Raw genomic sequence first — 25475 nt, forward strand, 5'->3', positions numbered from 1 at the left:
TCATTGCTATACCTTAATCATCGCTATACCTTAAATGCTCTCCGATGACTAAACTATCTACAGCACCTTTTTTGACTGACGCCGGCTTGCTGCGTCCGAAAACCTACGAGCGCTACCTTTCCCTGGACGTGCTCCGCGGACTTACCATAGCGTTGATGATCGTCGTAAATAATCCCGGCAGTTGGGGCAGCATTTACGCGCCGTTCAAACACGCTGCCTGGCACGGCTTCACCGTGACCGACCTGGTATTTCCGTCTTTCCTGTTTGTGGTGGGCAACGCCATGAGCTTCAGCATGCGTAAGTTCGAAACACAACCCGACAGCGTGTTCCTGCGAAAGGTGTTCAAGCGTACGGCCCTTATTTTCCTGATCGGCCTGTTTCTCAACCTCTTCCCGTTTATCACAAGAGATCCGGAAGGAGCTATCGTGATGAAAGACTTCACGGCGGTTCGTATCATGGGAGTGCTGCAACGTATCGCGCTGTGCTATCTTATTGCCTCCCTGGCCGTGCATTACCTCAAGTTCAAAGGGGCCGCTATTTTCAGTGTGGTAGTGCTGTTTGGCTACTGGGCTGTGATGTACTTCTTCGGCGACTCCGCTGACCCGTACAGTGTTGCCGGCAATGCCGCCCGTAAATTCGACGACCTGATCATACCTGAAACCAACCTCTACAAAGGCTTTGGCATACCGTTTGATCCGGAAGGATTGCTGAGTACACTGCCGGCCACCGTGAACGTGATTGCCGGTTACTTTGCTGGTCTGTTCATCCAGAAAAGTGGCAACAGCCTGAGCACTGTCTTCAAGTTGATTGTGGCTGGCGCCGCGCTGGTGGCCATGGCATTGGTTTGGGATATCTATTTCCCGATCAACAAGCCGATCTGGACGAGCTCTTATGTGCTGCACTCCGTTGGCCTGAGCGTGATGCTGATTGCCGGCCTGATGCTGGTGATCGAAGTGCTGGGCTTTGTGAAGTGGTCTTACTTCTTCGAGGCGTTCGGCAAGAACCCGCTCTTCATCTTCGCCTTCGCCACGCTGGTGATCAAGCTCCTCAACTTCATCCGGATAGAGGATATGAGCCTGCAGAAGTGGCTCTATACAAAACTTTTCCTGAGCTGGTCCGAAGGGGAAGCCGCCTCCCTTATGTTTGCCCTGAGCTATATGCTGGTGATGTGGGTGGTCGGCTTCTGGATGGACAAGAAAAAGATTTATGTGAAGGTATAGGTAGATTTTATACCTGAGTTAAAAAGCCTGTTCCTTAGCTGGGGCAGGCTTTTTTGTTTACCCCGGCCTGGCTACTTTATTTCGAGGGTCCCATCCCCACGTGGAAGAAAGGTACGCACAGAGTAGTCATCCCCTGCCCCGTTCGAAGGGTAAGGCCGTTAGGTTCTGGCAAATTCTCCCATTGAGGGGAGCGCAGAGGGGTGTTTACATCAGAGAGGAAATCGCAGATAGGTGATTATTGGCTTTTCATCACTGCTTTTACACCCCTATAATCCTCTCAAGGGGATAGTTCTCGGCATAACTTAAAGGCCCTACCTTCGAAAAGGGACTTTTTCTGCCCTTACATATTGGCAGGTGTAAGCTTTATAGGTATTGCTTTTTAAGACTTCAACTACTTCTATACATCTCTTTTTATAGCCCCACACCCCAAAGGGGAATTCTCGTGTAGGAGGTCCCCCTTGGGGGTAGGGGCCCTCGACAAAGTAGGGGGCTGGAGGATGACAAGCGTTCTCAAAACACCATCGCCTATTTTTAGAACCGAAGTTTAGTAATCCTGTAGACTCTGATACAAATTTCAGTGTATATATCATCCTACATATTTCAGAAAAAAATCTATATTTGGTTTTCGAAGATTAAACACGACCAGAATGCTTAAGGAGGAACGGCAGTCTTTTATTATCAAGCAAATAAATCTGCATAACAAGGTGCTTTCATCGGATTTGAGTTTGAAGCTCAACGTGTCGGAAGATACCGTTAGAAGAGACCTGAACGAGCTGGCTGAAAGTGGTCAGATACTGAAGGTTCACGGCGGCGCCTTGTCAAAGTCCTTTCATTATCCGTTCAGCCAGTCAGAGGTTTACGCCAAGGAATCGAAGAAGGAGATTGCACGCAAGGTGATAGACCTTTTGAAAGATGGCATGAGTGTGCTGGTAGGCGGCGGTACCACCATGATTGAAGTGGCCCGCATGATACCTGACACCCTCCGTTGTACCTTCTTCACGGTTAGCCCGCTGGTGGCGTTGGAACTGGCCGAGCGGCCGAACATCAACGTGATTTTGCTGGGCGGGCAGCTCTCCAAGAACTCCCACATCATGATCGGCGCGCAGGTAGTAAACCAGCTCTCCGAGATCAAAGTTGACTTGTGTATACTGGGTACCAACTCCCTCTCCATAGAAGACGGCCTCACCGACTCCGACTGGGAAGTAGTACAGGTGAAGAAAGCCATGATACGCTCCGCCAAGAAAACCGCCATTATGAGCATCGCCGAAAAGCTCGGCTCTAACCAGAACATGAAGATTTGCGACCTCAACTCGATCCACTACCTGGTGACAGATCTGAGACCTGCTGATGTGTGCTTAAAAGAGTATGCAGCAGTGATTGAGGTAGTATAAGTAAAAACTTCATAAAAAAGGCGCCTGTTGCTCTAACAGGCGCCTTTTTTATGTTATTACATGATTATCTTACAAACACTCATCCAGTAGATAAACAATCGACTCGTAGTTGCGGCCGACTGCCTCCGTCATTGCCATTTCGCAGGTCTTTGCTGAAGAGTAATACCCGTCATATTCGCGTTGCTTTACCTCGGCAGCCTCAGGTGCAGTGGCGGAAGCAGTGAGCTCCGGAACTAAGAAGCCGCGGTCGCCGGCCATACCACAACAACCAGCGTGCATCGGTACTGTCACTTCCTCTGCTAACTGCCTGGCTATACCTACAAAACGTCCTTCCATTCCCATTTTCTGCAAAGAACAAACCGGGTGCAGCACCACATTTGCTTTCTTGCGGAGCACCGTGGCCTTCGGCAGGATGAAATCGGCGATGTAGTCGATGCTATCAATGATTTTGATCGCATCAAATTTAGCCTTGTTCTCAGCGGTGAGCACAGGGCGACAATTCTGCAGCGTTTGTGTACAAGACGTGATGTCGAGCACCAGCGGAAGGCGGCCTTTGTCGGTCCACTGCCATACCTTCTCGATCGTTTCGTTGGCGGTGTAGGCGTAGGCCTTGCTATACCCTTTGGAAGAAAAGATCTGTCCGCAGCAGGCGCCTTGTACATTCTCCGGAATCGTGAACTTTAGCCCTACCTTATCCGATACGCTTTTGAAGGTGTCGATGATGTTTTTCTTGCCGGACTCCGCAGCCCCCATGGTGCGCGAAATACAGGTCGGGAAGTAAACCACGGCAGCCTCCGTAACAGGCGCTGTCGCGTTGGCCATAGACCTGGCTATACCTGGCGCTGGGGCCAGCTGCTTCGTCCAAAGCGGGAAAGACGGGATCATGTCCTTCACTTCTTCTGTTAGCCTGGAGAGCGTATTGGCACCCAGGAGCTTGTTCACACCGGTTCCTGCCTGCAGACCAAACTTCACAGTCGCTGCAACGGGTCTGAAATTTTTCGCTACCATAAGCGCTACCTGGTTGGCCAGTTCGCTGTGGTTCTCGCGGCGCAGGCGCTTCACCAGGTCACCGGTGTTGATGTCGACCGGACAAGCGGTGGCGCAGAGACCATCAACGGCGCATGTGTCGAGGCCGTCGTACTGATATTGGTTGAGCAGCTCTTTGTGCTCCTTCTTCTTTCCTTTGCGCTGCAGGTTGAGCAACTCACGACGCACCACAATGCGTTGGCGTGGCGTGAGGGTCAGGTTGCGGCTCGGGCATTTGTGCTCACAGAAGCCACACTCCATGCAGCGGTCCACTTCTTCTTCCACCTTCGGCAGGTCCTTCAGGTTCTGGATGTGCGCGTTTTGGTCGTGGTTGATGATCACACCAGGGTTAAGCAGGTTCTCCGGATCAACGACTTGCTTGAGCGTCTTCATGATGCGGTATACCTCTGGTCCCCATTCGGTCTCCACAAAAGGCGCCATGTTGCGACCCGTTCCGTGCTCGGCCTTCAGGGCGCCTTCGTATTTTTTCACCACCAGCTTCACCACTTCTTTCAGGAAGCGGTCGTAGCGGGTAACCTCTGCGGGCGTGTCGAAGGCCTGTGTCACCACAAAGTGGATGTTGCCGTCTTTGGCATGACCAAAGATAATGGCGTTGTGATAACCGTGCTGACGAAAAAGGTTCTGGAGGTCAAGTATGGCATCACCGAGTTGGGCAACAGGTACGGCAATGTCTTCTAGCAATACGGTACTACCGCTGGCTCGCACGGCACCTACGGCCGGGAACATGCCCTTGCGTACTTTCCACAGCAGGGCCTGCTCGATTGGGTCGGTTGTAAAGACAGGTTGCTCCAGCAAAGCCAGCTCAGGTGCCAGCGCCATGAATTTGAGAATCTTCTCCTGTACTTCCTCGTGTGTATTCGCCTGAAACTCCACCAGCAAAGCGGCGGCTGTTTCGGGCAGGGTTTTGATCACAGCAGGAACGCCCGCCATGTGCTCGATGGAGCGCAACGAAGCCCGGTCCATCAGTTCCACCGCTTCGGCCCCTGACTCGGTCAAAGGCACGATGGCCTGACAAGCAGCATAGATGTCTGGGAAGTAAAGCAGCGCCGTGGATTTGGCCGGATAATCAGGTACGGTTTGCAGTACAGCTTCGGAAATGAAGCCCAGCGTACCCTCCGCTCCGATGAGCAGATGCGCCATGATGTCGAGCGGGTGCTCGTAGTCGATGAAGGCATTGACAGAGTACCCAACGGTGTTCTTCGTTTTGTATTTGTGCCGGATCAGGTAATGTAGCTCCGGATTGCTGCGGATCTGCTGCTTGATCTTGTGCAGCGTCAGGTATAGCTCGGGGCACTCCTCGCTGAAACGCAGGTAATCAATCTGCTTTTCGGTGGTATAGCATTGGCCATTCGGCAGCACAAAGCTGATGTATTTGGTAGTATGGTAGGAGTTCTTGCTCACACCGCAGCACATACCGCTGGCGTTGTTGGAAAGGATACCGCCCATCATGGCCGAGTTGATACTGGCCGGGTCAGGACCGATCTTGCGCTTATACGGTCGAAGGTGCGCGTTCACAATAGCGCCGATAACGCCGGGTTGTACCCGTACCTGTGCCCCTTCCTGTTCTACTTGCACCTTGTTCCAATACTGGCTCAGGTCCACCAGTATACCGTCTGTTATAGACTGCCCCGAAAGGCTGGTGCCTGCCGTACGGAAGGTAAGCGGCACCTTGTGCTGGTGCGAAAAAGCAAACAGCTGTTTGATCTCCTCTACTGACACCGGCTGTACCACGGCCTTGGGCCTCAGGTAATAAAAGCCCGCGTCAGAAGCGTAGGACACGACATCGATCAGGCGTGCCCGTATGCGCGCTTTTGGTATAATACTCTCCAAAAGCAATACTATATCCATAGGAGGTAGGTTCTTAATAAGTTGTTTGTTTTACTTTGGTGCCTCTTTCAGCCTCCTTTAGCGCATCCATCAACACGCCACCACCCTGCTTGCTGGTTACCAGCAACAGGATGAAGGTGATAGCGGCGTTCAGCACTATCAGCTCAAAGCCCATAGCATAACCGGTCCACTCCATTGAGTTGCTATCAAGTATATAGGTCAGGATTGGCGAGATAAGGCAGATGTACGGCACCAGTTTGTCGGCTACGGCACGTTTGTTGGCCATACCAAAGGCAAACAAGCCCAACAACGGACCGTAGGTATAGCCGGCCGCTTTAAAGATGGCGTTCACCACCGAGTCGTCATTGATGAGCCTGAACACGAGGATCACCAGCAACATCACCACTGAGAAACCAACGTGTACCAGGTGGCGGGTACGGATGAGCTTCACATCGTCGTGGTTTTCCTTCTTGGTAAAGTTCAGGAAGTCCACGCAGAAAGAAGTCGTGAGGGCTGTAAGCGCTGAGTCGGTGGTGGCGAAGGTCGCTGCCGTCAGGCCCAGCATAAAGATAACAGCCGGGATCATGGCCATGTGGTTCAGGGCAATTTCCGGGAACAGGTGGTCAGGAGTTGCCAGCGACGATACATCGATACCTTTGGCCTCGGCATACATGTAAAGCAGGGCGCCCATGCTCAGGAAGAAGATATTAATGGAGACAAAGATGGCTGTGAAAGAAAGCATGTTCTTCTGCGCCTCCCCAATGTTCTTACAGCTCAGGTTCTTCTGCATCAGGTCCTGGTCCAGGCCCGTCATAGCAATGGTCACGAAAATACCGCCGATAAAGTGCTTCAGGAAGTGGCTCTTCGTGCCCATGAAATCCTCCCAGAAGAAAATCTTGGAGTAAGAGCTGTCTTTCACTGCCTCAAAGGTCTGCACCAGGTTCAGGTCTAGGCTATTAGCGATGAAGATGATCGAAAAAATAACCGAGCCGATGATAAACACGGTCTGCAGCGTATCGGTGATTACGATGGTTTTAAGGCCACCTTTGTGGGTATAGAGCCAGATCAGGACAAGGCAGATCGCCACCGTGGCCACAAACGGCACGTTCCAGGCGTCGAAGATAAAACGTTGCAGCACGATAGCCACCAGGTATAAGCGAAAAGCCGAGCCGATGGTGCGTGACACCAGAAAGATCATGGCCCCTGTTTTATAGCTCCAATAACCGAATCGCTTCTCCAGATAGGTATAAATAGAGATCAGGTTCATGCGGTAATAAAGCGGCAGAAGCACAAAAGCGATCAGGACAAAACCGACCGTATTGCCGAGCACAAACTGAAAATAACTGAAACTACTATTAACGACCGCCCCAGGCACCGAGATGAAAGTCACGCCCGACAGAGCGGTTCCGATCATACCAAATGCCACGAAGTACCACTTCGAGTTGCGGTTGGCGATGAAGAAACTGGAGTTGTCTGACGCTCCCCGCGAGGTGTAGTAGGATATACCTATCAGCACCGCAAAATAGCCGATCAGAAAAGAGAGAAGGATAATTGGCGACATAATACGTTAATTATTCATTCGCGAAAGGAGAAAATCAGCACTCATGCCTATTCCTTACGCTTCCGCACATGTGTGTAAGTTACTAAGTTTTGCCGAAATGGCGGTAATGTTGTTTGGTTTCAGCTTCGTTTTACCCCTGCCCTAGAATGTTTGAATCAGGATTCAAGAAGACTGCTACCCCCACGTATTAACAGGATGTTCGTGCATGATTACATCCCCCTGCCCCCTTCGAAGGGGGACTTTGACCTTTACCATTTCACAAGTATGGCTTAGTAGTTTATGTTGTTTAAGCTCCCGCTGATTCAACCCACCCCTAACCCCTCCTTGTCTAAGGCGGAGAGCCTGTAACTGCCACTTCAAAATATAAGCGTTGTTGTAACAGAAACAAAATACTGGCAGGTATAGCAATACTAACTTGCCCCGGAAGCCATGAAACAAAAGGCACTAGCCAGGTGCACCTTTATGACTACCCACTGTTTGAGCGTTCAGCGAGTTTGGGGAGTCTTGATTTTTTTGCCTACTTTTTTCATCAAGGAAAAAAGTAGGTGCCCGCCGCACAGGCGAAGCTATACAACAATAAAGGTTGCTATACCTGCCCCCCCGCTACACTATCAAAAACTTCTGTTTAAACCGTCTGAGTCCGCTGTATACCGCAAACTCGCGGGACTCGAGCAAGGACAGTGTCTTCCAGAAGCTCTAAAGCAAGAAGGCAGAAACCCTACTTGGACACAAACACACTCGCTACTGCCTTACGCACACTTCCATGCTTCTCCAGCAAAGCAGATGCGGTTGCTTCATCAGCACCTGTCTCCGCCATTACCATGCGCACACCACGGTGGTATAGCTTATGGTTGGTCAACTGCATATCTACCATTTTGTTGCCACGCACGCGACCCAGCTGAATCATGACTGCAGTGCTGAGCATGTTGAGCACCAGTTTCTGAGCGGTGCCGGCTTTCATGCGGGTGCTGCCTGTAACGAATTCAGGACCTACAACCACTTCCACCGGGTACTGTGCCTCTGCAGCCACTGGGCTACCCGAGTTACACACAATGCAGCCGGTTGCCAGGCCATGCTCGTTAGCTGTGCGCAGACCGCCGATCACGTAGGGCGTCGTGCCAGATGCGGCAAGTCCTACTATCACATCGTACTCACCCAAACAGTATTCTTTTAAGTCTTCCCAGGCTTGCTCTGCGTCGTCCTCGGCAAACTCTACCGCTTTGCGGATGGCTGAGTCACCCCCGGCGATCAGGCCTACTACCATGTCAAAAGGCACACCGAAAGTTGGCGGGCACTCGGAAGCGTCCACCACGCCCAGGCGGCCGCTGGTGCCTGCGCCAATGTAGAACAGGCGACCACCTTTTTTCATGCGGTCGGCTACGATTTCGGTTAGTTTTTCTATTTGCGGGAGCGCCTTTTCTACAGCAAGGGGTACGCTTTTATCTTCCCGGTTGATGTTCTCCAGCACTTCCCTCACCGACATCTTCTCCAGGTCGTTATAGTTCGAGTCTTTCTCGGTTGTAATTTCCATTTTTTGTAAGTATAAATCCTTCTAAATCAATCGTTCTACCTGTGTGGCTATACCTTATTTGGCAGGCACGTACTCCAGGCAGGCGATTTTCCCATCCATCGTGCTCACGACTACCCTGTTTTTGCCTAGCGGCATCACTGGGTTCATGAGACTATTTGAACTTTTGTATTTCCAAAGTACCTCTCCGCTCTGGCGGTCAAGCGCGCTGACCAAGCCTGAGTGCGAGGGCACTAGTACGACGTTGTTGTGTTCGACAATAGCCGAAGGGGCCAGTTCGTAAGGCAGCTGCAGCGTCGATTTCCAGTCTACCTGCAGGGCGTTGGCTGATGTGGAAACGCCGTATACCTGTCCGTCCATCGTTTTCACATAGACCAGCTTGCCGTCAGTCGATATGCCCATCGACTCGCGCACTCGGCCTTCCTTCATTTGCTCCCGCCACACCACTTCGCCTGTGTTCGCGTCCAGTGCGGTCATAAAACGGTCGGGGGCTACAATGAAAATACGGCCATTGGCGGCTACCGGGTAACAGGCGGCTGGCGAGAACATGCGGTTGCTGGAGCCGTTGCTCCATTTCCAGGCAAGTGCACCGGTTTTGGCATCGAGGGCGTAAAATTCGTTGCCCCAGCTGCCGAAGTAAACCTTGCCTTGGTAAGGCAATGGCTTCGTTACGACGAAGTTATTCACCTGATCAAAATCCCAGCGTAGTTTACCGCTCTTTAGATCAAGCGCCCGGAAGTGTCCATCAGAGGCCCCGATGTAGACCACGCCTTTTTCTATAAGCGGGGAGCCGAGCACCGGCCGATTAGCTGTGAATTTCCAGACCAGTTTGCCTGTGGCGCCAGAGAGGCAGTAAATATTGTTATCAGAAGAGCCCACCACCACATAGCCATTGGCCACAGCTGGTGTAGAGTAGATTTTGCCATTGGTGCGGTAGGACCATTTGCGCTTTCCGGTTTTGCTATCCAGGGCGTATACCTGACCTGTGGTGTTGGTCGCAATCACCAGATTTTTATGAACAGCTGTCCCGGCTCCTACATCGCTGTCGTCCTGATACTCCCATACCTGCTTCACGTTCGGGTATAGCCCGTTCACGGTGAAAGACGGTCGGTGGTGTTTGGTCGGGTCGTTTGCAAAATCGTGCTTCACCAGTGGTACTTCTAACCATTGCGGCAGGGTTTCTATACCTGGCTTACGGGTCTCAAAACTGGCTTTCCCATCGGCAAAGGTCACAATATTGTAGCCGCCTACCGGATCTTTGGCGCGCAGGTTAGAGCGGCCCATCACTGCAGGTATACCATCGTAGCTAAACTGGCGGTTGCCGTGTCCGTGGCCGTGCAGAATGAGTTGCGTGTTACGGGCGCGCAGCCGGTCGGTTACGTCGTACCAGTTGTTAAGCGAAGAGTCCTGCGGATAATGATTCAGAAAAATGACCGGCATTTCGGGATCCGGCATCTTGTTCAGCACAGAGTCGAGCCACACGATGTTCTCACGCGGAATCTGCCCGGGGCCCATGCGCATGTTCGGTCCGGAACCAGTACCAGTAAAGAGATATCCCTTGTGTGAAAAGGCAAAAGTCTCCGCCCCGAAGACTACCCGAAAGCTGTTACTGCCGCTCTCCGACCAATTGGTATCGTGATTGCCGGGCAAAATGTACCAAGGCTTTTTAATCGTATCAAAGATCTGTTTGGCCAGCTTGAGTTCTTCATCAGAACCGAACTCGGTGATGTCACCAGTGATGACGACAAACTCAAGGTTGGGATTGGAATTGATGTCGGCAATTGTGCGCTCGAGGTCTTCTTGTGCGGTGGGGTTGCCGATATGGGTATCGGATACAAAGGCGAACTGAAAAGATTGTGCCTGGCAAAGGCTGGAAACCAGCAAGAGAGCGATGAACGCTACATACCTTTGTATTTTCATTGATTCAAGGCATTCGTAAAACAAAAGGACTTAGTAATACTAAACTAAAAATGTATCCATCCTGCTCACGCGACTCTTGTTTGGAGAACTAGCGCAGAAAACCGCACAAAAGCGCATGAGCAAAACGAATACTGTCCCTTTATTTAAGTTAAAAATAGTGACCGTATTTGAGTAGTCCAAATTTTTAAGCATGTTTTTTTCATAAACCGGCAAAAACACGCAAAAACAGGGATTTTTATTTTTTGTTAATGGCTGCTATACCTGCACAAACCCGCACAACGCAACTGTACCTAGAATTTAATTAGCGTTAATCAGTTGTCTGAAGCGGGGCAGTTCCGAGTACAACCCAACTCCCGGGCAGGTGGTCTGAGCAAAATCCTTGTGTGCACCCAGGCTGTCGGCAGGTATACCGTAGCGTTTGGCCAAGGCTGGCACCAGCTTTTCGAGCGTTTTCATCTGTGCTTCGGTAATGGCCTCCTTTTCAAAATTACCCTCTACCACCACCAGTAGGTGCCCAGCCGGGTCGTAACTGGTATTCGAGTCGCCGGCGTAGTTCAGGTCCCGTGCCTCACCCACAGCCCCGTTGACATCCACATACAGGTGATATGGCACATCCGCCCAGGCTGGTTTCATGCGACCATCCGCCAAAGGGCTGTCTTCCTGCGAGAATTTCTGCAGATTGCGCAGCTTGTCAGCCAGGCTGCGGTCGAATAATTGCGGCACACCGGTATGATGGATGGTCAGTCTCGTCAGTTTATGCGGCCGCATGGGCAGCACGGGCGCCTTGGCTCCCCACTCCTCCCGCGACAGAAACTTTATACCTTCGGGTGTAAGCGATGTATCAGAGGTGACTGCCGGTTTTTGGCAACCCATCAGCCCGGCAAGGGCACACACCAGTATCAGGATCTTTTTCATTTAGCTCTTATCTTTATCAAAGCGCAGGTATAGCGCAAACTCCGTTATTTCTTTCTTTGCTCCAACAGCTCATCAAGCCTTACAAACTGATAGCCTTTCTGCTTCAATAGAATCATCATCTCATCAAGCCGATTATAAAACTTATCCTCCCGCCTCGGGTCTGTGCCGATGTGCAAAAGCAGCATAAAACCGTTCAAGCCATTTCGGTCTCTGCCCTCATAGCCCATGATGGACTGCAGCACCGTCTCCGAACTCACATACCGGTTACCCATTTCGGGGTAGGTATAGTCGGCGGCAGAACGGGTGCCGGGCGTAAAGTTCACCAGTTGCAGACCTTCCGCCTCCGTCCAGTTGGCAATGCTGCGATTGTACCACTCGTAGGGAGGCAGAAAGTAAGGCGCATCCGACTTCTTTACACCAAACGCTTCCATACGCTGGTAATTCTTCTGCAGGTCATCGCTGAACTGCTCCCGCGTCACCAGCAAACTATCGCGTTTGGTCCAGTCGCAGTACAGCAGGTGCTCGTCGGAGTGCGCCCCCAGGTAATGCCCGTCTTTTTTCAGGCTCCGGATCAAGACCTCGAAAGCCGGATTTCGATAAAAGCGGCCCGTGAGAAAAAAGGAGGCTTTGACCTGGTGTTTCTTCAGCACTCTGCTGATAACTTCTCCTCCGTCTGCAAACTCATCGCCAGTAAAGATCAGTGCGATCTGCCGGGCCGTCGTATCCCCCCGGATGATGGCGCCGTGGCGATCTACTATTACTTTTTTACTGGCCTCCCCTCCTGTGAGCTAAACTCTTTGGAGGCCAGCAGGTAGATCAGCGAAGCGGTCCCGTCCATTGTCGGCTCATTGGTGCTATAGTCACCGAAGTCGTCGTGGTATACGGCCAGGTCAGACTGAAACTCGGCGTAGGCATCCTCGCTGTACAGCTTCAGATGCTGCAGGTTATTGAAGATGCTGCCATACACTGGCCCATCCACCAAGCCGCCGTCAATCGGGTACTTGTTCAGTCGGGTGAAGGCGGAGTGCGGATCTATGGGCGTGTCGCCATGGGCTGGCAGGCCGTACACCATGCTGGTTCCCCAGGGATTCACGCCGAACAACCAGTCGAAATTGGCCTGTTCCAGTTCTGCGTAAGTCTGGTCGCCGGACAGCTGGCGGTATAGGAAGCTCTGGATCGCAAAAGAGGTGGTCAGGTTATTGGAGCACCAGATAAATGGAACACCCCTGTAAAAGGCGTTTTTCTTCGCTTTGGTGTTCACACGTTCTATACCTTCTTTGTAGAAGCCGATAAGTTCTGCTTTTGTCTTGTCATCTGATTTCTTGGCCAACTCAAAATGCCCGAAGTTATGGAACGGGTACCACTGGTAGTGACGGGCCGTATCAGCGCCCATCCACGGCGTCACTTTTTCCTGAAGCCCATAGGTATAGGCCTGCTTGAAGAACTCCTGCTGGCCGGTCAGCTGATAGAGCGCTGCTGCCCCCAGTTGCATGTCGTCCACCCAGTTGTCTTCCTCATAGAAATAAGGTGCCCTGTTGGGGGCGGTCTGAGCAACGCCTGGCTTGGCGAGGCCCAGTTTGTAAGCAGACTGTGCTTTCTGGCTAAACAGATTAGACAGGTTCTGGTCTTTGGTACTATAGATCTGAGCAGCCAGGCCAAAGGCGCTGGTGAACTTTCCTGCTATAGAGGCAACACCGGTCGCCCGGTTCTTATACTTGCCCAGGCCTTGCGGCTCCCCGGAGGCAAAGTAAACAGGTCGCGGACCGCCGCCCCCCATGCCATAGTCGACAGGGTCATTCGTAGGAAGGCGCATGCCCTGGTGATCGCGGTCGTCAGCTAGTTGATTAAATAGCCAGTCTTCGCGCGGGTGCAGTTTCAGGAGCCATTCCAGTCCCCATTTCGCTTCGTCGAGCACGTCGGCCTCGCCGTTGGTACCTTCCAGCCCGTTCGCCTGGTGCTTGTCGGTAAACACGCCCGGGAAGTCGCGGTAGGCAGCCAGCAGGTGGTAAGTAGCGTTTGCTGAAGTAGTCGCATACTGCAGGTAATCCGAAGCATCGTGCCAGCCACCCGATACGTCAATGATCGTACTGTCGGGCATCGGGCCATACATGGTATAGCCGTCGTGGGTGTGGCAGGAATCCTTCAGGTAAGGGTTGAAGCCACTGCGCTGCTGCCGCATGTAGCGCAGTGCAAAGTCAGCCGTACCTTTGTACACCTCCCCATCAATCCGGAACTCCGGCGATTTGGTTTCCCCGGCCTGCAGGTAGTAGGTGCCTGGCTTGGTGAACTCGGAAAAGTTAAGACGGTAAGATTCTAGAAAAGGACCGTAGGCACCGAATGCACTGCCTGCCTTTCCTTTAAACACCACTTTACTAGTGCTGGCATCTACCAACTCAAATCGCTTCAGCTTGCCTTTCGACTTGCTTCCCCACACGGCTACTTTTATACCTTCAGGGGTATAGCCCAATTGGTTGATGCGGATCCAGGCCGGCCCTTTGGCAACTGCTGCCTCCTCAAAATCAGGGGTAGCCTTGTTGGAAAAAGCGATGGCATTGGCGGCCACCACAAGGGCTGCCAGTACCAGTGCCACTACTGTCTTTTTTGTATTCATGTCTTACAGTTGTTAGTTCCGGACGTTTCTGATTACAGGATGCAAGCTATACCTAGCGTATTTTTTTCAGGTAGATATTGGACGGTGCGCTCTCATTTTTGAGCCGGTCGATGGATGTTACCACGTATTTGTAGGTCTTCCCACGTTCAGCCGTCTCGTCATAGAAGCCCAGCTCGTAGTCGTTGAACTGTATGCGGCGGATGTTACGGGCATGCTCCAGGTTGATCGGCTCGTTTTCATCGAAGCGATATACCACGAACCCATACACGTCCTCCTCCTGATCCGGATAATCCCACCGGATAACGGCTTTGCGCAAACGAGGGAAAACGAGCAGAAACTTGTCTTCGCGCAACGCATCTGGTTGGGCAGGCTTGTCCATACCTAACCAAGGCATAACGGGTTGCAGGGCCGGGTAGCGGTACAAATCGTGCTGCAGCGAGTCGCGGAAGCCGGCCAGGTTGTTGGTGAGCGAGCGGGAGCTGAAGTACACACTGCCCTGTACCCGTGGGTTGTCGCGCAGGTAGCGTACCTGGTTGGGCAACTGCTGCCGGTCGCGCCAGCCTTCGCGGTCTTCCATGGCACGGTAGGCGCCCTGGCCTACGTACACATGCTTGCCAAAGGCGTTGGCCGCCCACCAGTCCAGCAGTTTCTCGTAAGGAGCCGGGGTATAGCCGAAGGGGAAGTAGAGCTGCGGATTAATATAATCAACCCAGCCTTCCTGCACCCACTTGCGGGCATCGGCATACAGGGCGCTATACCCTGACAAGCCGTTACTCTCCGACCCCGCTGGGTCCTGGGCCTTGTTGCGCCAGATGCCGAACGGGCTGATGCCGAATTTCACATGCTCCTTTTCTTTCTTTATCTCTACTGACAGGTCCTTGATCAGCTGGTCAACGTTGTTGCGGCGCCAGTCCTCCACGTTCGCTATACCTTGCTTGTGCAGCATGTACGTGATCGAGTCAGGCAGTGCCGTCTTGCCCGGGTATGGGTAGAAGTAGTCGTCGAAATGGATGCCGTCGATGTCGTAGTTGCGCACCACATCCATGATCACATCCACGAGGTAGTGACGAACTTCGGGCAGACCGGGGTTAAAGTATTTTTTGTCGCCGTAGGTAAAGAACCAGTCGGGCTGAATGCGGGAGATGTGCTCGGTGCTCACCAGGGAATCCACCAAGCTGGTCGAGGCACGGTAGGGGTTGATCCAGGCGTGCAGTTCCATGCCGCGTTTGTGGGCTTCTTCGATGGCAAACTCCAGCGGATCGTAAAACGGCTCGGGCAGTGTGCCCTGTTTGCCGGTCAGGAACATGCTCCACTGCTCACGGCCTTTGGCATAAAAGGCGTCGGCCGAGGGGCGCACCTGCAGCATGATGGCATTTATACCTGTTTTCTGATGGGCGTCGAAGATGTCGATCAGCTCCTGCTTCTGCTGCTCGGAGTCTACGCCCTGCTTGGGTTTAGAGGGCCAATCAATATTCTGCACCGTGGCGATCCAGACGCCTCGGAATTCACGCTTGGGAGGCTGCTTCGATACCTGGGCAAAAAGGCTGATCGAACTGAGCAGCAGGGTGGCTAAAAGTGTAAAGTTTCTAATCATTGTTCCGGCTGGTAAAAGGGTGGCTAAAAAAAAGCCCTCCGTTAGGGTTAGTAAAGGAGGGGCTCTTTCATGGTAATAAAACTATTCGTAAGCTAATCTATCACTATCTATATTTTCATGCATTACGGCCATAAGCCGACCTGCATTTGTTCAAAGGCAAGGGAAAGTAACCCGGGGCCAGCGCAGCCCCGGGCTTACCACCTTATCTCTCTCTCCAGTAATCTATTTGAGTAGTTTTTGGCTTTTCAGCATAAGCACCACGAATCTGCGTAGTGTACACCCGGCCCAATGTTGCCACCCCGAATGACTGCTGGATGAAAGCTGTTGAAGTGGCAGGATCATACTCACTACCAGAGGCAAACACCTTATAGGTATAGGTTCCCGGCTTCAGCTCCACGTATGGACCATGCTGTTTAAACGCAAGGCCTTTGCCCAGCTCATATACTTCAACTGGCTCAGCTGGCTTTGTCTCAGTTGCTGCTACAGCGGAACGCACTGCGTAGGCATCCACGGCAAAAGGCATGTCGGCCATCGTGTTCATAAAGCGCCACCAGATTTTGGTGTAGTCGGCTGGCGGCAGGTTGTCCTCTACCATGAACACTTCATAACTCGCCGGAGTACCTGCCAGGTAAGCTGAGTAGTGCTTGTTAGCAGCCAGGCTTACAGAAGTGCTTGCCAGTACATCGGCCGTGCCTTTCTCTGCCACTGTGTCAATCGCACTCATGTTGAAGTTTCCAGCAGGCACTAGTGAGTAGGCGTTGCTTGGGTATACCGATCCATAGGCGTTGCCCAGTACAATGTTGGTCGCAGTAGGCGCTACACCGGTCACTTTCTTGCTGTCCAGGTAGAAGTTAGCGCGCGGTGCTCCTTCAACCTGGAAGAAGAACTTAACATAGGCGCCACCGTCCTGCACTGGTTCTGTCACTTCAGGGATGGCGTTTTTTTCGCAGGCTCCTAACAGGAGGCCTGCTGCCAAAAACAGGAATGTTCTTTTAAATATCTTCATCATCTCTTTTTCTGATTATTCGTGTTTGCTGAACCAAGTTTCATAAGTGTGGTAGTTCTCGTCGTTGCCGCCCAAAGCACGCAGTGCCTCCTGATTCCACATATACTCTGAGTTGTATCTTGGACGTGCTCTGTAAGCAGGCACTCCCTGGTTAGCTACGTTCAGAGGACTTGGCAAAGTAAAGCCTGTATACACTTCACCATCCTGGTTGTAGTGGTATCTTCTCATATCTGACCAGGTTTCGAGGAAGCCCCAACCCCAGGTCGCGATATACTTCTGCAGCATGATCTTCGAAAGCGTCAGGCCTTCGCTGGTTTTCGGCATGATCTCTTCGCTGGCCAGGTAAGCTGCCTTGCGCTGATCAAACATAGCCGGATCCGGCGCATAAGTGCGTGAGAAGTCGATGTGAGCTGTTACGCCTTTAGTATAAGCATCCAGCGCTACATCTTTCATACCAGCGATCCAAGCCGCTTCTGCTTTGATAAACTGCAGCTGTGAGTAGGTCATCAGCGGGAATGGGGCCGCATTACCAAAAATATAGATCTGGCGTGGCTGTGCCGTAGATACACCCACAGAACCCCACAGGTTGTTAGGAATCTCGGCAGCAGGTATACCTGTGATGCCTTTTCCTGAACGAAGACCTCTGTACTGCCCGTCAGGCGATGGTGCCAGCATGGCCGTCAGACGTGGGTCTTTCAGATGCTGTCCTGCAAATACAGGATCGGTACCTGCCAGGGCCTCGTCGCGCAGCGATGGGTTAGTACCATCCAGCAGACCTACGATGTAGTCGGTCTGGCGGTTAGAGGCGATGTTGTTACGGATCGGTCCGAAGAAGTTTGTGTTGGCGCTTACTTCTCCCTGGAAGCGGATCATGGCGTTGTCAGCATTGCTGGCAAGCGACTGGTCCACATACGCGATCACTTTGGCAGGATCGTAAGAGCTCTTGTTTGTCAGGCGGTGAGCGTTGATAGCCATCATACCGTATGCAAACTTCTTCCACTTGTCCCTGTTACCTGCGTAGATCAGGTCGCTTTTGCTCAAACCAGAACTGGCGGCATCCAATCCGTCTGTACGCTCCAGGCTTTTAACGCCTTCTACTAGCAAACGCTGAATCTCCGGGTAAACAACCGGCTGATCGTCGAAGTTGAAAACACGCTTGTCTGTATTGAAGGCCTCTGTCATGATCACAGGACCATGGTAGTCGGTGAGGTTTTGCCAGCCGTACGCACGCATGATGTGGCCTACGCCTACAAAGTCGTACTTCTTGCTGCGCTCGCCGCTCTCGATCATGTCCGAAAGGTTATAGCCCATGCTCCAATACACGGCTCTCCAGAGCTGCGCATAGGAGTCAGACAGCGGGTTGCCGTGCAGGTCAATGGCGTTGTCGGCGGCTGTAGAAGCCCAGTTCTGCACATACTGACCGGCAAAGCGACCGTCCCACTGTACCGCTACTGCCATTTCAGACTGTATTTGCGGGAGGAACAGCTCCGGCTGCAACAAGGCATCCGGACCGTTCGGGTTGGTGTTTACGTCGAGGTAATCCTTACAGCCAGATGCCGAAAACACGCTGGCCGCTATAAGAGAAGCAACTAATATCTTTCTCATTTTCATCTTAATTAAAATCCTGCTCTAATACCAAAGTTAATTCCTCTAGGCAACGGGAAGTTACCGTAATCAAGGCCGCCACCACCGGCACCACCTACTGCAGCAGAGTTACCGTTAGCAACCGGATCCAGACCAGAGTAGTTTGTGATCAGGAACAAGTCAGTGCCTGTTACAAACACGTTCAGGTCTTCGATGAACTTAACACGCTCCATGATGCTGGTTGGCATGCGGTAGTTCAGTGTCACGTCGCGCATACGTACCCAGTTCACATCCTTCTCGATGAAGCTCTGGTGTGGGTAGATAGACGACCAGTAAGTAGAGTTTCTGTACAGGTCGATCGGAATGTTGTTCTGCGTTGGGGAGGCGGTGTTTTCCAGACCGTCTTTCAACACACCTGTCACGATGCGTGGCTCTTCTCTGTTCAGCGTGCGCTTGCTCAAACCAGTTGTGGTCAGGTAGTGCTCTGTGGCGTTGTACACGTCACCTCCTTTGCGGATGTCAAGCAGGAAGTTGAGTGACAGGTTTTTGTAAGTGAAGGTGTTGGTCAGACCGATGTTGAAGTCCGGGTTACGGTCACCTACTATTTTCCACTCGCTGGTGTTCAGGATAGGCAGACCAGTTGATGGGTTGATCAGCACGTCACCATTATCGTTGCGCTGGTAGTCGTAGCCAGTGAAGGTAGTCAACGGGCCAGCTACACGTGAACCTACACGCACGTTGCCATACAGCCAGGTGTCAGAGTTGTAGAACTCCTGCACGTCGCCAGGAAGTTTAGTCAGCTTGCTGTTGTTCTTCGTGTAGTTCAACAACACATCCCATCTGAAATTGCTGTTCTCCACAGGCGTGCCGTTCAATTGAAGCTCTATACCTGAGTTCTCCATCTCACCGGCGTTAAAGGTCATCAGTACGAAACCAGTTGCATAGCTCAGACGGAGGTTCTGCACGATCTGGTCAACAGACTTCTTCTTGAAGTAAGTCGCATCGATGCCGAATCGGTCGTTGAAGAACTTCAATTCTGTACCGAATTCGTAAGAAGTTGTCATTTCCGGACGCAGGTCCAGGCTTGGGCCGGTGAAACCATAGCGGAAACCACCACCCGTTGTCATAGCCGTTTCGTAGAATGGACGGATGCTGTACGGACGGGCATCTTTACCTACCTGGGCAATAGAGCCTCTTAACTTACCATAAGACAGCACGTTCTTAATACCCTGGAATGGCTCCAGCTCGGTGAACACAAAGCTCAGACCGGCAGATGGATAGAAGAACGAGTTGTTTTGTACTGGAAGCGTAGAACTCCAGTCGTTACGGCCTGTCAAGGTAAGGAAGAGGATGTCATTATAGCTGGCATTGAAGCTACCCCAGGCACCTACCAGACGGCGCTGCGTCAGGTTGTTGTAAGCACGCTGTGTGGTAAGGGTCGTGTTGTTAATAGAGTACAGGTCCGGCGCCATGAACTGCTCGCCGGTAGCGGCTGCACTGAACGTATTCCAGTCGTATACCGTGCTACCCAGTTTCAGGTCTGTGCGCAGTTTGTCGTTGAACATCGTTGGCGCTGTGAACTGAGCATAGTACTGGAACGTCAGGTTACGGTTCGTAATCACGGCCTGGTCGAAGATACCGCCATAAGAGCGGCCTGCATTCGACTGCGGGTGACGCACGATCGTGTTTTTCTCTGTGTAATAGTCAACACCTGCCTGGCCTACGAGTTTCATCCAGTCTGTCACGTCAGCTGTCAGGCTGGCATTCAGTCTGTAGCGGTCGGTCAGCGAGTTGAAGATGTTTTTGTTCACGTTGAAGAACGGGTTCTCGATAGCAGTTGAGTAAGCACCGAAGTCTCTTCTGTCACCAGTTGGAGTCAAGTAGTTGCTGGCGTCGTCGGTAGATGGCCAGCGCAGCAGTTGCAGCAATGGACCACCAGCACCTCTGAAGGCCTGGTCGTTATCAGAACGGGTATAGTCGAATGTTACGTCTGTTGAAAGACGGTTGCTCAACTTAGCTGTAATAGCAGAGGAAAGCGTGATACGCTCCAGCCCTGTGTTCGGGATAAAGCCCTGTGCATCGGTATAAGAACCGGAGATACGGTACTGAGCAGCTTCGTTACCGCCAGTGAAGGCCAGGTTGTGCTTTTGTGTGAAAGCATCATCAAAGAAGTTCTTCACGTTGTCATAAAACTGTACTTCTGAGGAGTAAGGGGCACCGAAGTAAGAAAGGCTTTCGTCACCTTCTGTGGTATAACCATTCGCGCCTCTGTCGTACTTCTGCTGGATTTCAGGGTAGCGTACGATACGGTCGATACGGAAGCTGTTGCTGTAGTTAATACGCGGCTTACCTGCCTGACCACGCTTTGTGGTGATCACGATGGCACCAGAGGCAGCTTCGATACCATAAAGAGCGGCCGCTTCAGGGCCTTTCAGTACGGTGATGGATTCGATGTCCTCCGGGTTGATGTCAGCGGCACGGTTGGTAAAGTCAACACCTCTGTTCTCGAAAGACTTGGCACCGGCACCGATAGAAGAAGCAAACACTCCTGTAGAAGTGGTATTGTTGCTGATCGGAAGACCGTCTACCACGAACAGTGGCTGGTTGCTTCCGCTCAGAGAGCTGATACCACGGATTACGATAGAAGAGGAAGAACCTGGCAGACCAGAAGAAGCGTTCACTTCCACACCTGCCACGCGACCGGCCAGGCCGTTCACGAAGTTCTCGCGCTGTGTCTGGGCGATGGTGGAACCTTTAACCTCTGTTACGGCATAACCCAGGGCTTTCTTTTCCTGCTTGATACCGAGGGCCGTTACCACTACTTCGCTCAGGCTTTCCGCGTTTGCCTGCAAGGCCACATTGATTACTGTGTTCGTGCCCACAGGTTTCTCAACGGACTTCATGCCAATAAAACTGAACACCAACACATCGGCTGGTGCTACCGAAATAGAAAACTTGCCATCCGTGTCGGTATTCGTACCACGCGGCTGACCTTTAACTGCTACCGTAACACCAGGCAGCGGGGTATTGTCGGAGGCGGCAGTTACCGTGCCGGATACAGTCGTGCTCTGAGCATTGGCTGTAAAGTGAAACAGGAGGAAACATATCCCCCATAGGTAACATTGTAATTTTTTCATCATAACTACGTGGCTATTGGTTAAGATTATTGTGGGTAGATTGGTTATTGGTTATTGGTAAAACATAGAATTAATTCTCTCCAGGACGCTAACTTGGCACTACGGCAAAAAACTTTGCATAATACAATTTAGCTGGCAACATTCTCTCCCCTGTATTTGGGTACAAATTAAACTCACATTAAAACTAGTAAAAAAGGCTTATAGCGCACAGGTTGTTGCAATCATTTTAGCTAAAAAAGAGAAAAGCAGCAATATTAACCTATACGCAAAAACGCAGAATCATGCATGCAAAATTAAACTTATTTAATATATTTTTAAATAATTATTTTAATTTACTCCCTTTGCCGACCAACAAACGCTTCTATTGATTTTAAAGCTGCAATTGCCTCAAAATCCAATGTTGTAACAGTAAACAAAACCCGCATAATCCGGCAAAACCATTTTTTTCAAAAATGCAGGCACCGGGAGGCATGAGCTGTGTTGCTGCGGCTTTTTCTGGTTACAGCGCAAGGCATAACACATACTGCATGTTCCTGTCTCTGTTCCCAATCCCGAAAATCAAGTCCTGAAAATCTTCAATCTGACACACCTCCGGCATCAGGGATAAAGCAGGTAATTTTGGCGCATTTGCTTATACTGGCTCAGCCCTGGTTCCCAGCTCTGGCGAATCTCTTCTTCCGAAACCCCGGCAATGATCTGCTCCTTAAACTTTTTGGTACCTGCCAGCTTGTCGATGTTGCCGATCTGGTTGCTTTGCTTGAAATCGAAGAAGCGTTCCTTATCCGGGTAAGCCTGGTAGAGCTCCATCATCCAGCTCAGGTTAATTCTACCTGTCTTCCGGAAAGTGCTGACATCATAATTGCGCAAATCCAGACCGTAACATACCTTGTCCTGGTGCAATGGTGTTTCGGCCATGCCTTTTATACCTGTAGGTGTGTAACTGAAAGCGTATTTGTCTTTCATGTCCGGATGCCCCATCACGGTGAACGGGAACATGGTGCCGCGACCGTGGTTAAAGATGGTGCCTTCGAAAAGGCAGGTAGATGGGTATAGCAGGATGGCCTGCTGCGAGTTCAGGTTAGGGGAAGGCCACACGGGCAGATCGTAAGCCATGTCGTGGTTGTAGTTTTTAACCGGCACGATCTTAAGTTTGCACTGCACGCCGTTTGCCAGCCACTTTTCGCCATTTATCATCTGGGCAAACTCGCCCACTGTCAGGCCGTGCGCAATAGGAATAGGGTGTATGCCGATCCCTGATTTATTTTCTGGCTCCAGAATAGGGCCGTCCACCAGGAATCCATTCGGGTTGGGTCTATCCAGCACCATCAACTCTACCCCGTTCTCGGCGCAGGCTTCCATTACCCGGTGCAGCGTGATAGTATAGGTATAGAAACGGGTGCCTACATCCTGTATATCGAAGATCATCAGGTCTACATCGGCCAGGTCCTCTTTGGTAGGCTTGTTGCGCTTGCCATAAAGTGACACCACCTTTATACCTGTTTTAGGGTCCACACTGTCCTCCACCTTAATGCCAGCAGGTGCATCGCCCCTGAAGCCGTGCTCCGGACCAAATACTTTCACAATGTTCACTCCGAGTGCATGCAGACTGTCTACACTCAGTTTGTTGCCGATGATAGAAGTCGGATTCACCACCATGCCCACACGCTTACCCTTCAGGTATGGCAGGTAAGCCTCGGTCTGGTCAGCGCCCGTTATGATGGGAGTTTGTGCAGCTTCAGGCTTTGTCGCTGCGCTTTGCGCAACCGGCGCCGTCTCTTGTTGCTGCGGCGCTTTGCACGATGTTGCCGCGAGCAGCAGTGCCAGCGCACCGTTCATCAGCATTTTCACTGTGAAGGAAGTATACATAGTGGTTTTATTACAATGATAGCCTTGCCTTTTAGCAAGGGTAGATAGAACGTAAAGTGCGCAGTTTTATGCAACCTAACGCGACATTCCTGCTTTTTCCTTCACTAATTAACTCATTTATATTTCTATATACCAAATTTTATGCATATTTTTTTATTAAATCCGCAAAAACATGCAGCAAAACAGTTTCTCCATTAACATTTTGATAACTCACAGAGCCAAAAAGCAGGTATAGCCATTACCCTGCCCTACCAAAAGCGCTTGTTTTGGGTTAGTTTCACTCTATATAATAAAGGTGTAGTGAGTAAGTCCTCAATTCCAATTCATGCAGACTTCAACTCTCTACATAGTACAATTCTCTATTGTATTTCTCCCTACTGCTATTCAGAAAAGGGTTGTTTAAAATTTTAGCGGAAAACCTGCTTTGATAAACGCAGAAGTCTTTGCTAACTTAGAGGCTTCTAAGAGAGCATGTTCAAACTTCATCTTTCATATAGCACACACTTTGCAGCGGAAGCCACCATTCGCTACTTTAGAACGCACTTTGCTGCCAGACGGCTTTAGTACTATTCTGAAGTTCTGCTCCTATCCGCTCCTAAAGGCACCTGAAAGTTTAAGCATTCTCTAAGCACCCTATTGCACAATTCACCTTATATGAAAAAGAGTCTACTTCTTTTTTCTTTACTGATAATCCTTATCAACCAAGCAATTGCACAGGACGCACCTTCTGGCAAATCTTCCAAGTCATCTGCCATCAAACTGCAGTTCCCGACTGATCCCGGCTGGAACGTACTGAAAGAAGGACAACAACTCGAGTTTGAGGTGCAGGCCAGCGGCGGCACAGGCTCCGAGTTCAGGTATAGTATCAAGCAGGGCAAAGTCGATGGCATGATCTTCGACTCGCTCGGTTATTTCTCTTGGACGCCCAATTACGACTTTGTAGACAGGCTGAGCGGCGGACGCGTGCTGCAGGTGATCTTTGAAGTCCGCAATGACAAAGACGAGAGCACCAGCCAAGTGGTGGATTTTAAGGTAGAGCACGTGAACCGCCCGCCCGTGGTAGGCGAACTGAAACCGCTCTATGTGCGCTACAACGCCCAGAATACTTATACCATCGAGTCGGCGGCGGTGCAGGACGAAGATGAAGACCCAATCGTGTTTGTGGCCATTGCCGAGGGGATGCCCGAAGGAGCCAAACTGTCGGCACAGGGAGAGTTTACCTGGAAACCATCACTCACGCAGTTCAACCGCCTGCGTAACAAGCCGATTCTGGTGGAGTTTTACGTAGAGGACCAGCCCGCCAAAGCCCGCACCAAGGGTGCTTTTAAAGTGGAGGTTACGCAGCAGGACCTGCCCCCTACCCTGCAGATGATTCCTTCTCAGAAGCGTTTTGTTTACAAAGAGGACGCCACTGTGAACATCAAGTTCCAGATCTATGACCCCAACGGTGAGCCCGACATTGCCACTTTCAGCTTCATTTCTACGAACGCCAATGTACCTGCTACTGCCCTGGTTAAAAACACGCCGTCGCAGTACGAATTCATCTGGCGACCGGGCTACGAGTTTGTTCGCGACCCGCTCGACTCGCTGGCTTTTGAGATGACCTTTTTTGTGCTGGACAAGTCGAACAAGCGCGATGAGCGCACCGTTTCGTTTACCATTCTCAATGCCGTAAACGAAGGCGAAAAGGACCAGAAACTATACAACGAGTACCGCGCCTCGCTGGTGCGCGCCTGGGACCTGATGGAGCAACTTAAAGAAACCGAAAAAGATCTGAAGAAGAAATATAACCGAGCCCGCAAAGGCAAGAAAGGTCGCTCCCTGGCCAATGCCTCGATGGGCGCTGTAACGGGAATAGCTCCCGTCGTGATAGATGAGCCAGCCACCAGCAAAAAGATCACGACCATCGGGGGCACCACCGTTATGACCATCGGCACCCTGGAAGCGACGGAGGTGATTGGCCGCTCCACCAAAGACTTGGTAGAGCGCCTGAATTACATCATCGAGAAGCGGAACGAACTGCAGACCAAAGGCGATGTCTTTGCCCGTAAGTATGCACTCAAGTCATCGCGCCGGAGACCGGAGTTTATAAAGGATGTGGATGATTTTGTAGCGGTGATGAACCTGAAAGGCCTGGTAGCGCTGGAACTTGATGCCAGTTGGAAGAATAAGAGCAAAGCGAGTGACGAGAACATTGCCAAGACGTTTAAGGATTTCGGCTACGAGAGTCAGAATTAAATCGCTTTTTTGAAAGATCACTTTAAATGA

General features: G+C 51.3%; 15 protein-coding genes. 3 read left to right on the plus strand and 12 right to left on the minus strand.

From position 1 onward, the window contains the following. The first annotated feature begins 44 nt into the window (after positions 1 to 44). Positions 45 to 1220, plus strand: coding sequence for an acyltransferase family protein (locus AC4QZR_RS12330; protein ID WP_494481179.1), 1176 nt, complete (start codon positions 45 to 47; stop codon positions 1218 to 1220). Between the two features lie 647 nt (positions 1221 to 1867). Next, positions 1868 to 2611, plus strand: coding sequence for a DeoR/GlpR family DNA-binding transcription regulator (locus tag AC4QZR_RS12335; RefSeq protein ID WP_253402299.1), 744 nt, complete (start codon positions 1868 to 1870; stop codon positions 2609 to 2611). Between the two features lie 69 nt (positions 2612 to 2680). On the opposite strand, the gene AC4QZR_RS12340 is transcribed toward AC4QZR_RS12335, so the two are convergent. The 12 genes from AC4QZR_RS12340 to AC4QZR_RS12395 all read right to left on the minus strand — a co-directional run bounded on the left by AC4QZR_RS12340 (position 2681) and on the right by AC4QZR_RS12395 (position 23207). After that, entirely contained in the window at positions 2681 to 5506 is a 2826-nt protein-coding gene (locus tag AC4QZR_RS12340) for an FAD-binding and (Fe-S)-binding domain-containing protein (protein ID WP_494481180.1), read from the minus strand. Positions 5507 to 5519: 13 nt separating this feature from the next. Continuing rightward, positions 5520 to 7046, minus strand: coding sequence for a sodium:solute symporter (locus AC4QZR_RS12345; RefSeq protein WP_494481181.1), 1527 nt, complete (start codon positions 7044 to 7046; stop codon positions 5520 to 5522). Positions 7047 to 7764: 718 nt separating this feature from the next. After that, positions 7765 to 8577 (minus strand): N-acetylmuramic acid 6-phosphate etherase, encoded by an 813-nt coding sequence (gene murQ, locus AC4QZR_RS12350; RefSeq protein WP_494481182.1) that lies wholly within the window; start codon positions 8575 to 8577, stop codon positions 7765 to 7767. Positions 8578 to 8631: 54 nt separating this feature from the next. Beyond that, positions 8632 to 10494, minus strand: a complete 1863-nt coding sequence (locus AC4QZR_RS12355; RefSeq protein WP_494481183.1) for an outer membrane protein assembly factor BamB family protein — start codon at positions 10492 to 10494, stop codon at positions 8632 to 8634. Positions 10495 to 10791: 297 nt separating this feature from the next. Continuing rightward, positions 10792 to 11409: a peptidoglycan recognition protein family protein gene (locus AC4QZR_RS12360; protein ID WP_494481184.1), complete on the minus strand. Its 618-nt coding sequence runs from the start codon at positions 11407 to 11409 to the stop codon at positions 10792 to 10794. A 44-nt stretch (positions 11410 to 11453) separates the two neighbouring features. Further along, on the minus strand, positions 11454 to 12167 hold the full coding sequence (locus AC4QZR_RS12365; protein WP_494481265.1) for a polysaccharide deacetylase family protein: 714 nt from the start codon (positions 12165 to 12167) through the stop codon (positions 11454 to 11456). Beyond that, complete coding sequence (locus AC4QZR_RS12370; protein WP_494481185.1) at positions 12167 to 14020, minus strand: glycoside hydrolase family 9 protein; 1854 nt, start codon at positions 14018 to 14020, stop codon at positions 12167 to 12169. Before AC4QZR_RS12370 ends, AC4QZR_RS12365 begins: the two co-directional genes overlap by 1 nt. Positions 14021 to 14072: 52 nt before the next feature. Next, positions 14073 to 15614 (minus strand): glycoside hydrolase family 10-like protein, encoded by a 1542-nt coding sequence (locus AC4QZR_RS12375; protein WP_494481186.1) that lies wholly within the window; start codon positions 15612 to 15614, stop codon positions 14073 to 14075. Between the two features lie 202 nt (positions 15615 to 15816). Beyond that, complete coding sequence (locus AC4QZR_RS12380; protein ID WP_494481187.1) at positions 15817 to 16623, minus strand: DUF4397 domain-containing protein; 807 nt, start codon at positions 16621 to 16623, stop codon at positions 15817 to 15819. Between the two features lie 12 nt (positions 16624 to 16635). Beyond that, positions 16636 to 18225: a SusD/RagB family nutrient-binding outer membrane lipoprotein gene (locus AC4QZR_RS12385; RefSeq protein WP_494481188.1), complete on the minus strand. Its 1590-nt coding sequence runs from the start codon at positions 18223 to 18225 to the stop codon at positions 16636 to 16638. Between the two features lie 11 nt (positions 18226 to 18236). After that, complete coding sequence (locus tag AC4QZR_RS12390; RefSeq protein ID WP_494481189.1) at positions 18237 to 21344, minus strand: SusC/RagA family TonB-linked outer membrane protein; 3108 nt, start codon at positions 21342 to 21344, stop codon at positions 18237 to 18239. Between the two features lie 594 nt (positions 21345 to 21938). Continuing rightward, positions 21939 to 23207 carry an exo-beta-N-acetylmuramidase NamZ family protein gene (locus tag AC4QZR_RS12395; RefSeq protein WP_494481190.1) on the minus strand — a complete coding sequence of 423 codons (1269 nt, stop codon included), beginning with the start codon at positions 23205 to 23207 and terminating at the stop codon, positions 21939 to 21941. 654 nt (positions 23208 to 23861) lie between these two features. Between AC4QZR_RS12395 and AC4QZR_RS12400 the strand changes: the two genes are divergently transcribed. Next, positions 23862 to 25445: a hypothetical protein gene (locus AC4QZR_RS12400; RefSeq protein ID WP_494481191.1), complete on the plus strand. Its 1584-nt coding sequence runs from the start codon at positions 23862 to 23864 to the stop codon at positions 25443 to 25445. Positions 25446 to 25475 lie beyond the last annotated feature (30 nt).

Source organism: Pontibacter sp. YIM B11418 (assembly GCF_059278805.1).

Bases quoted from the DNA above. Each gene is read 5' to 3' on its own strand.
- AC4QZR_RS12370 (WP_494481185.1), bottom strand. From the start codon at position 14,020: ATGAATACAAAAAAGACAGTAGTGGCACTGGTACTGGCAGCCCTTGTG.
- AC4QZR_RS12390 (WP_494481189.1), bottom strand. From the start codon at position 21,344: ATGATGAAAAAATTACAATGTTACCTATGGGGGATATGTTTCCTCCTG.
- AC4QZR_RS12355 (WP_494481183.1), bottom strand. From the start codon at position 10,494: ATGAAAATACAAAGGTATGTAGCGTTCATCGCTCTCTTGCTGGTTTCC.
- AC4QZR_RS12345 (WP_494481181.1), bottom strand. From the start codon at position 7,046: ATGTCGCCAATTATCCTTCTCTCTTTTCTGATCGGCTATTTTGCGGTG.
- AC4QZR_RS12360 (WP_494481184.1), bottom strand. From the start codon at position 11,409: ATGAAAAAGATCCTGATACTGGTGTGTGCCCTTGCCGGGCTGATGGGT.
- AC4QZR_RS12395 (WP_494481190.1), bottom strand. From the start codon at position 23,207: ATGTATACTTCCTTCACAGTGAAAATGCTGATGAACGGTGCGCTGGCA.
- murQ (WP_494481182.1), bottom strand. From the start codon at position 8,577: ATGGAAATTACAACCGAGAAAGACTCGAACTATAACGACCTGGAGAAG.
- AC4QZR_RS12375 (WP_494481186.1), bottom strand. From the start codon at position 15,614: ATGATTAGAAACTTTACACTTTTAGCCACCCTGCTGCTCAGTTCGATC.
- AC4QZR_RS12385 (WP_494481188.1), bottom strand. From the start codon at position 18,225: ATGAGAAAGATATTAGTTGCTTCTCTTATAGCGGCCAGCGTGTTTTCG.
- AC4QZR_RS12340 (WP_494481180.1), bottom strand. From the start codon at position 5,506: ATGGATATAGTATTGCTTTTGGAGAGTATTATACCAAAAGCGCGCATA.
- AC4QZR_RS12380 (WP_494481187.1), bottom strand. From the start codon at position 16,623: ATGATGAAGATATTTAAAAGAACATTCCTGTTTTTGGCAGCAGGCCTC.
- AC4QZR_RS12400 (WP_494481191.1), top strand. From the start codon at position 23,862: ATGAAAAAGAGTCTACTTCTTTTTTCTTTACTGATAATCCTTATCAAC.
- AC4QZR_RS12335 (WP_253402299.1), top strand. From the start codon at position 1,868: ATGCTTAAGGAGGAACGGCAGTCTTTTATTATCAAGCAAATAAATCTG.
- AC4QZR_RS12330 (WP_494481179.1), top strand. From the start codon at position 45: ATGACTAAACTATCTACAGCACCTTTTTTGACTGACGCCGGCTTGCTG.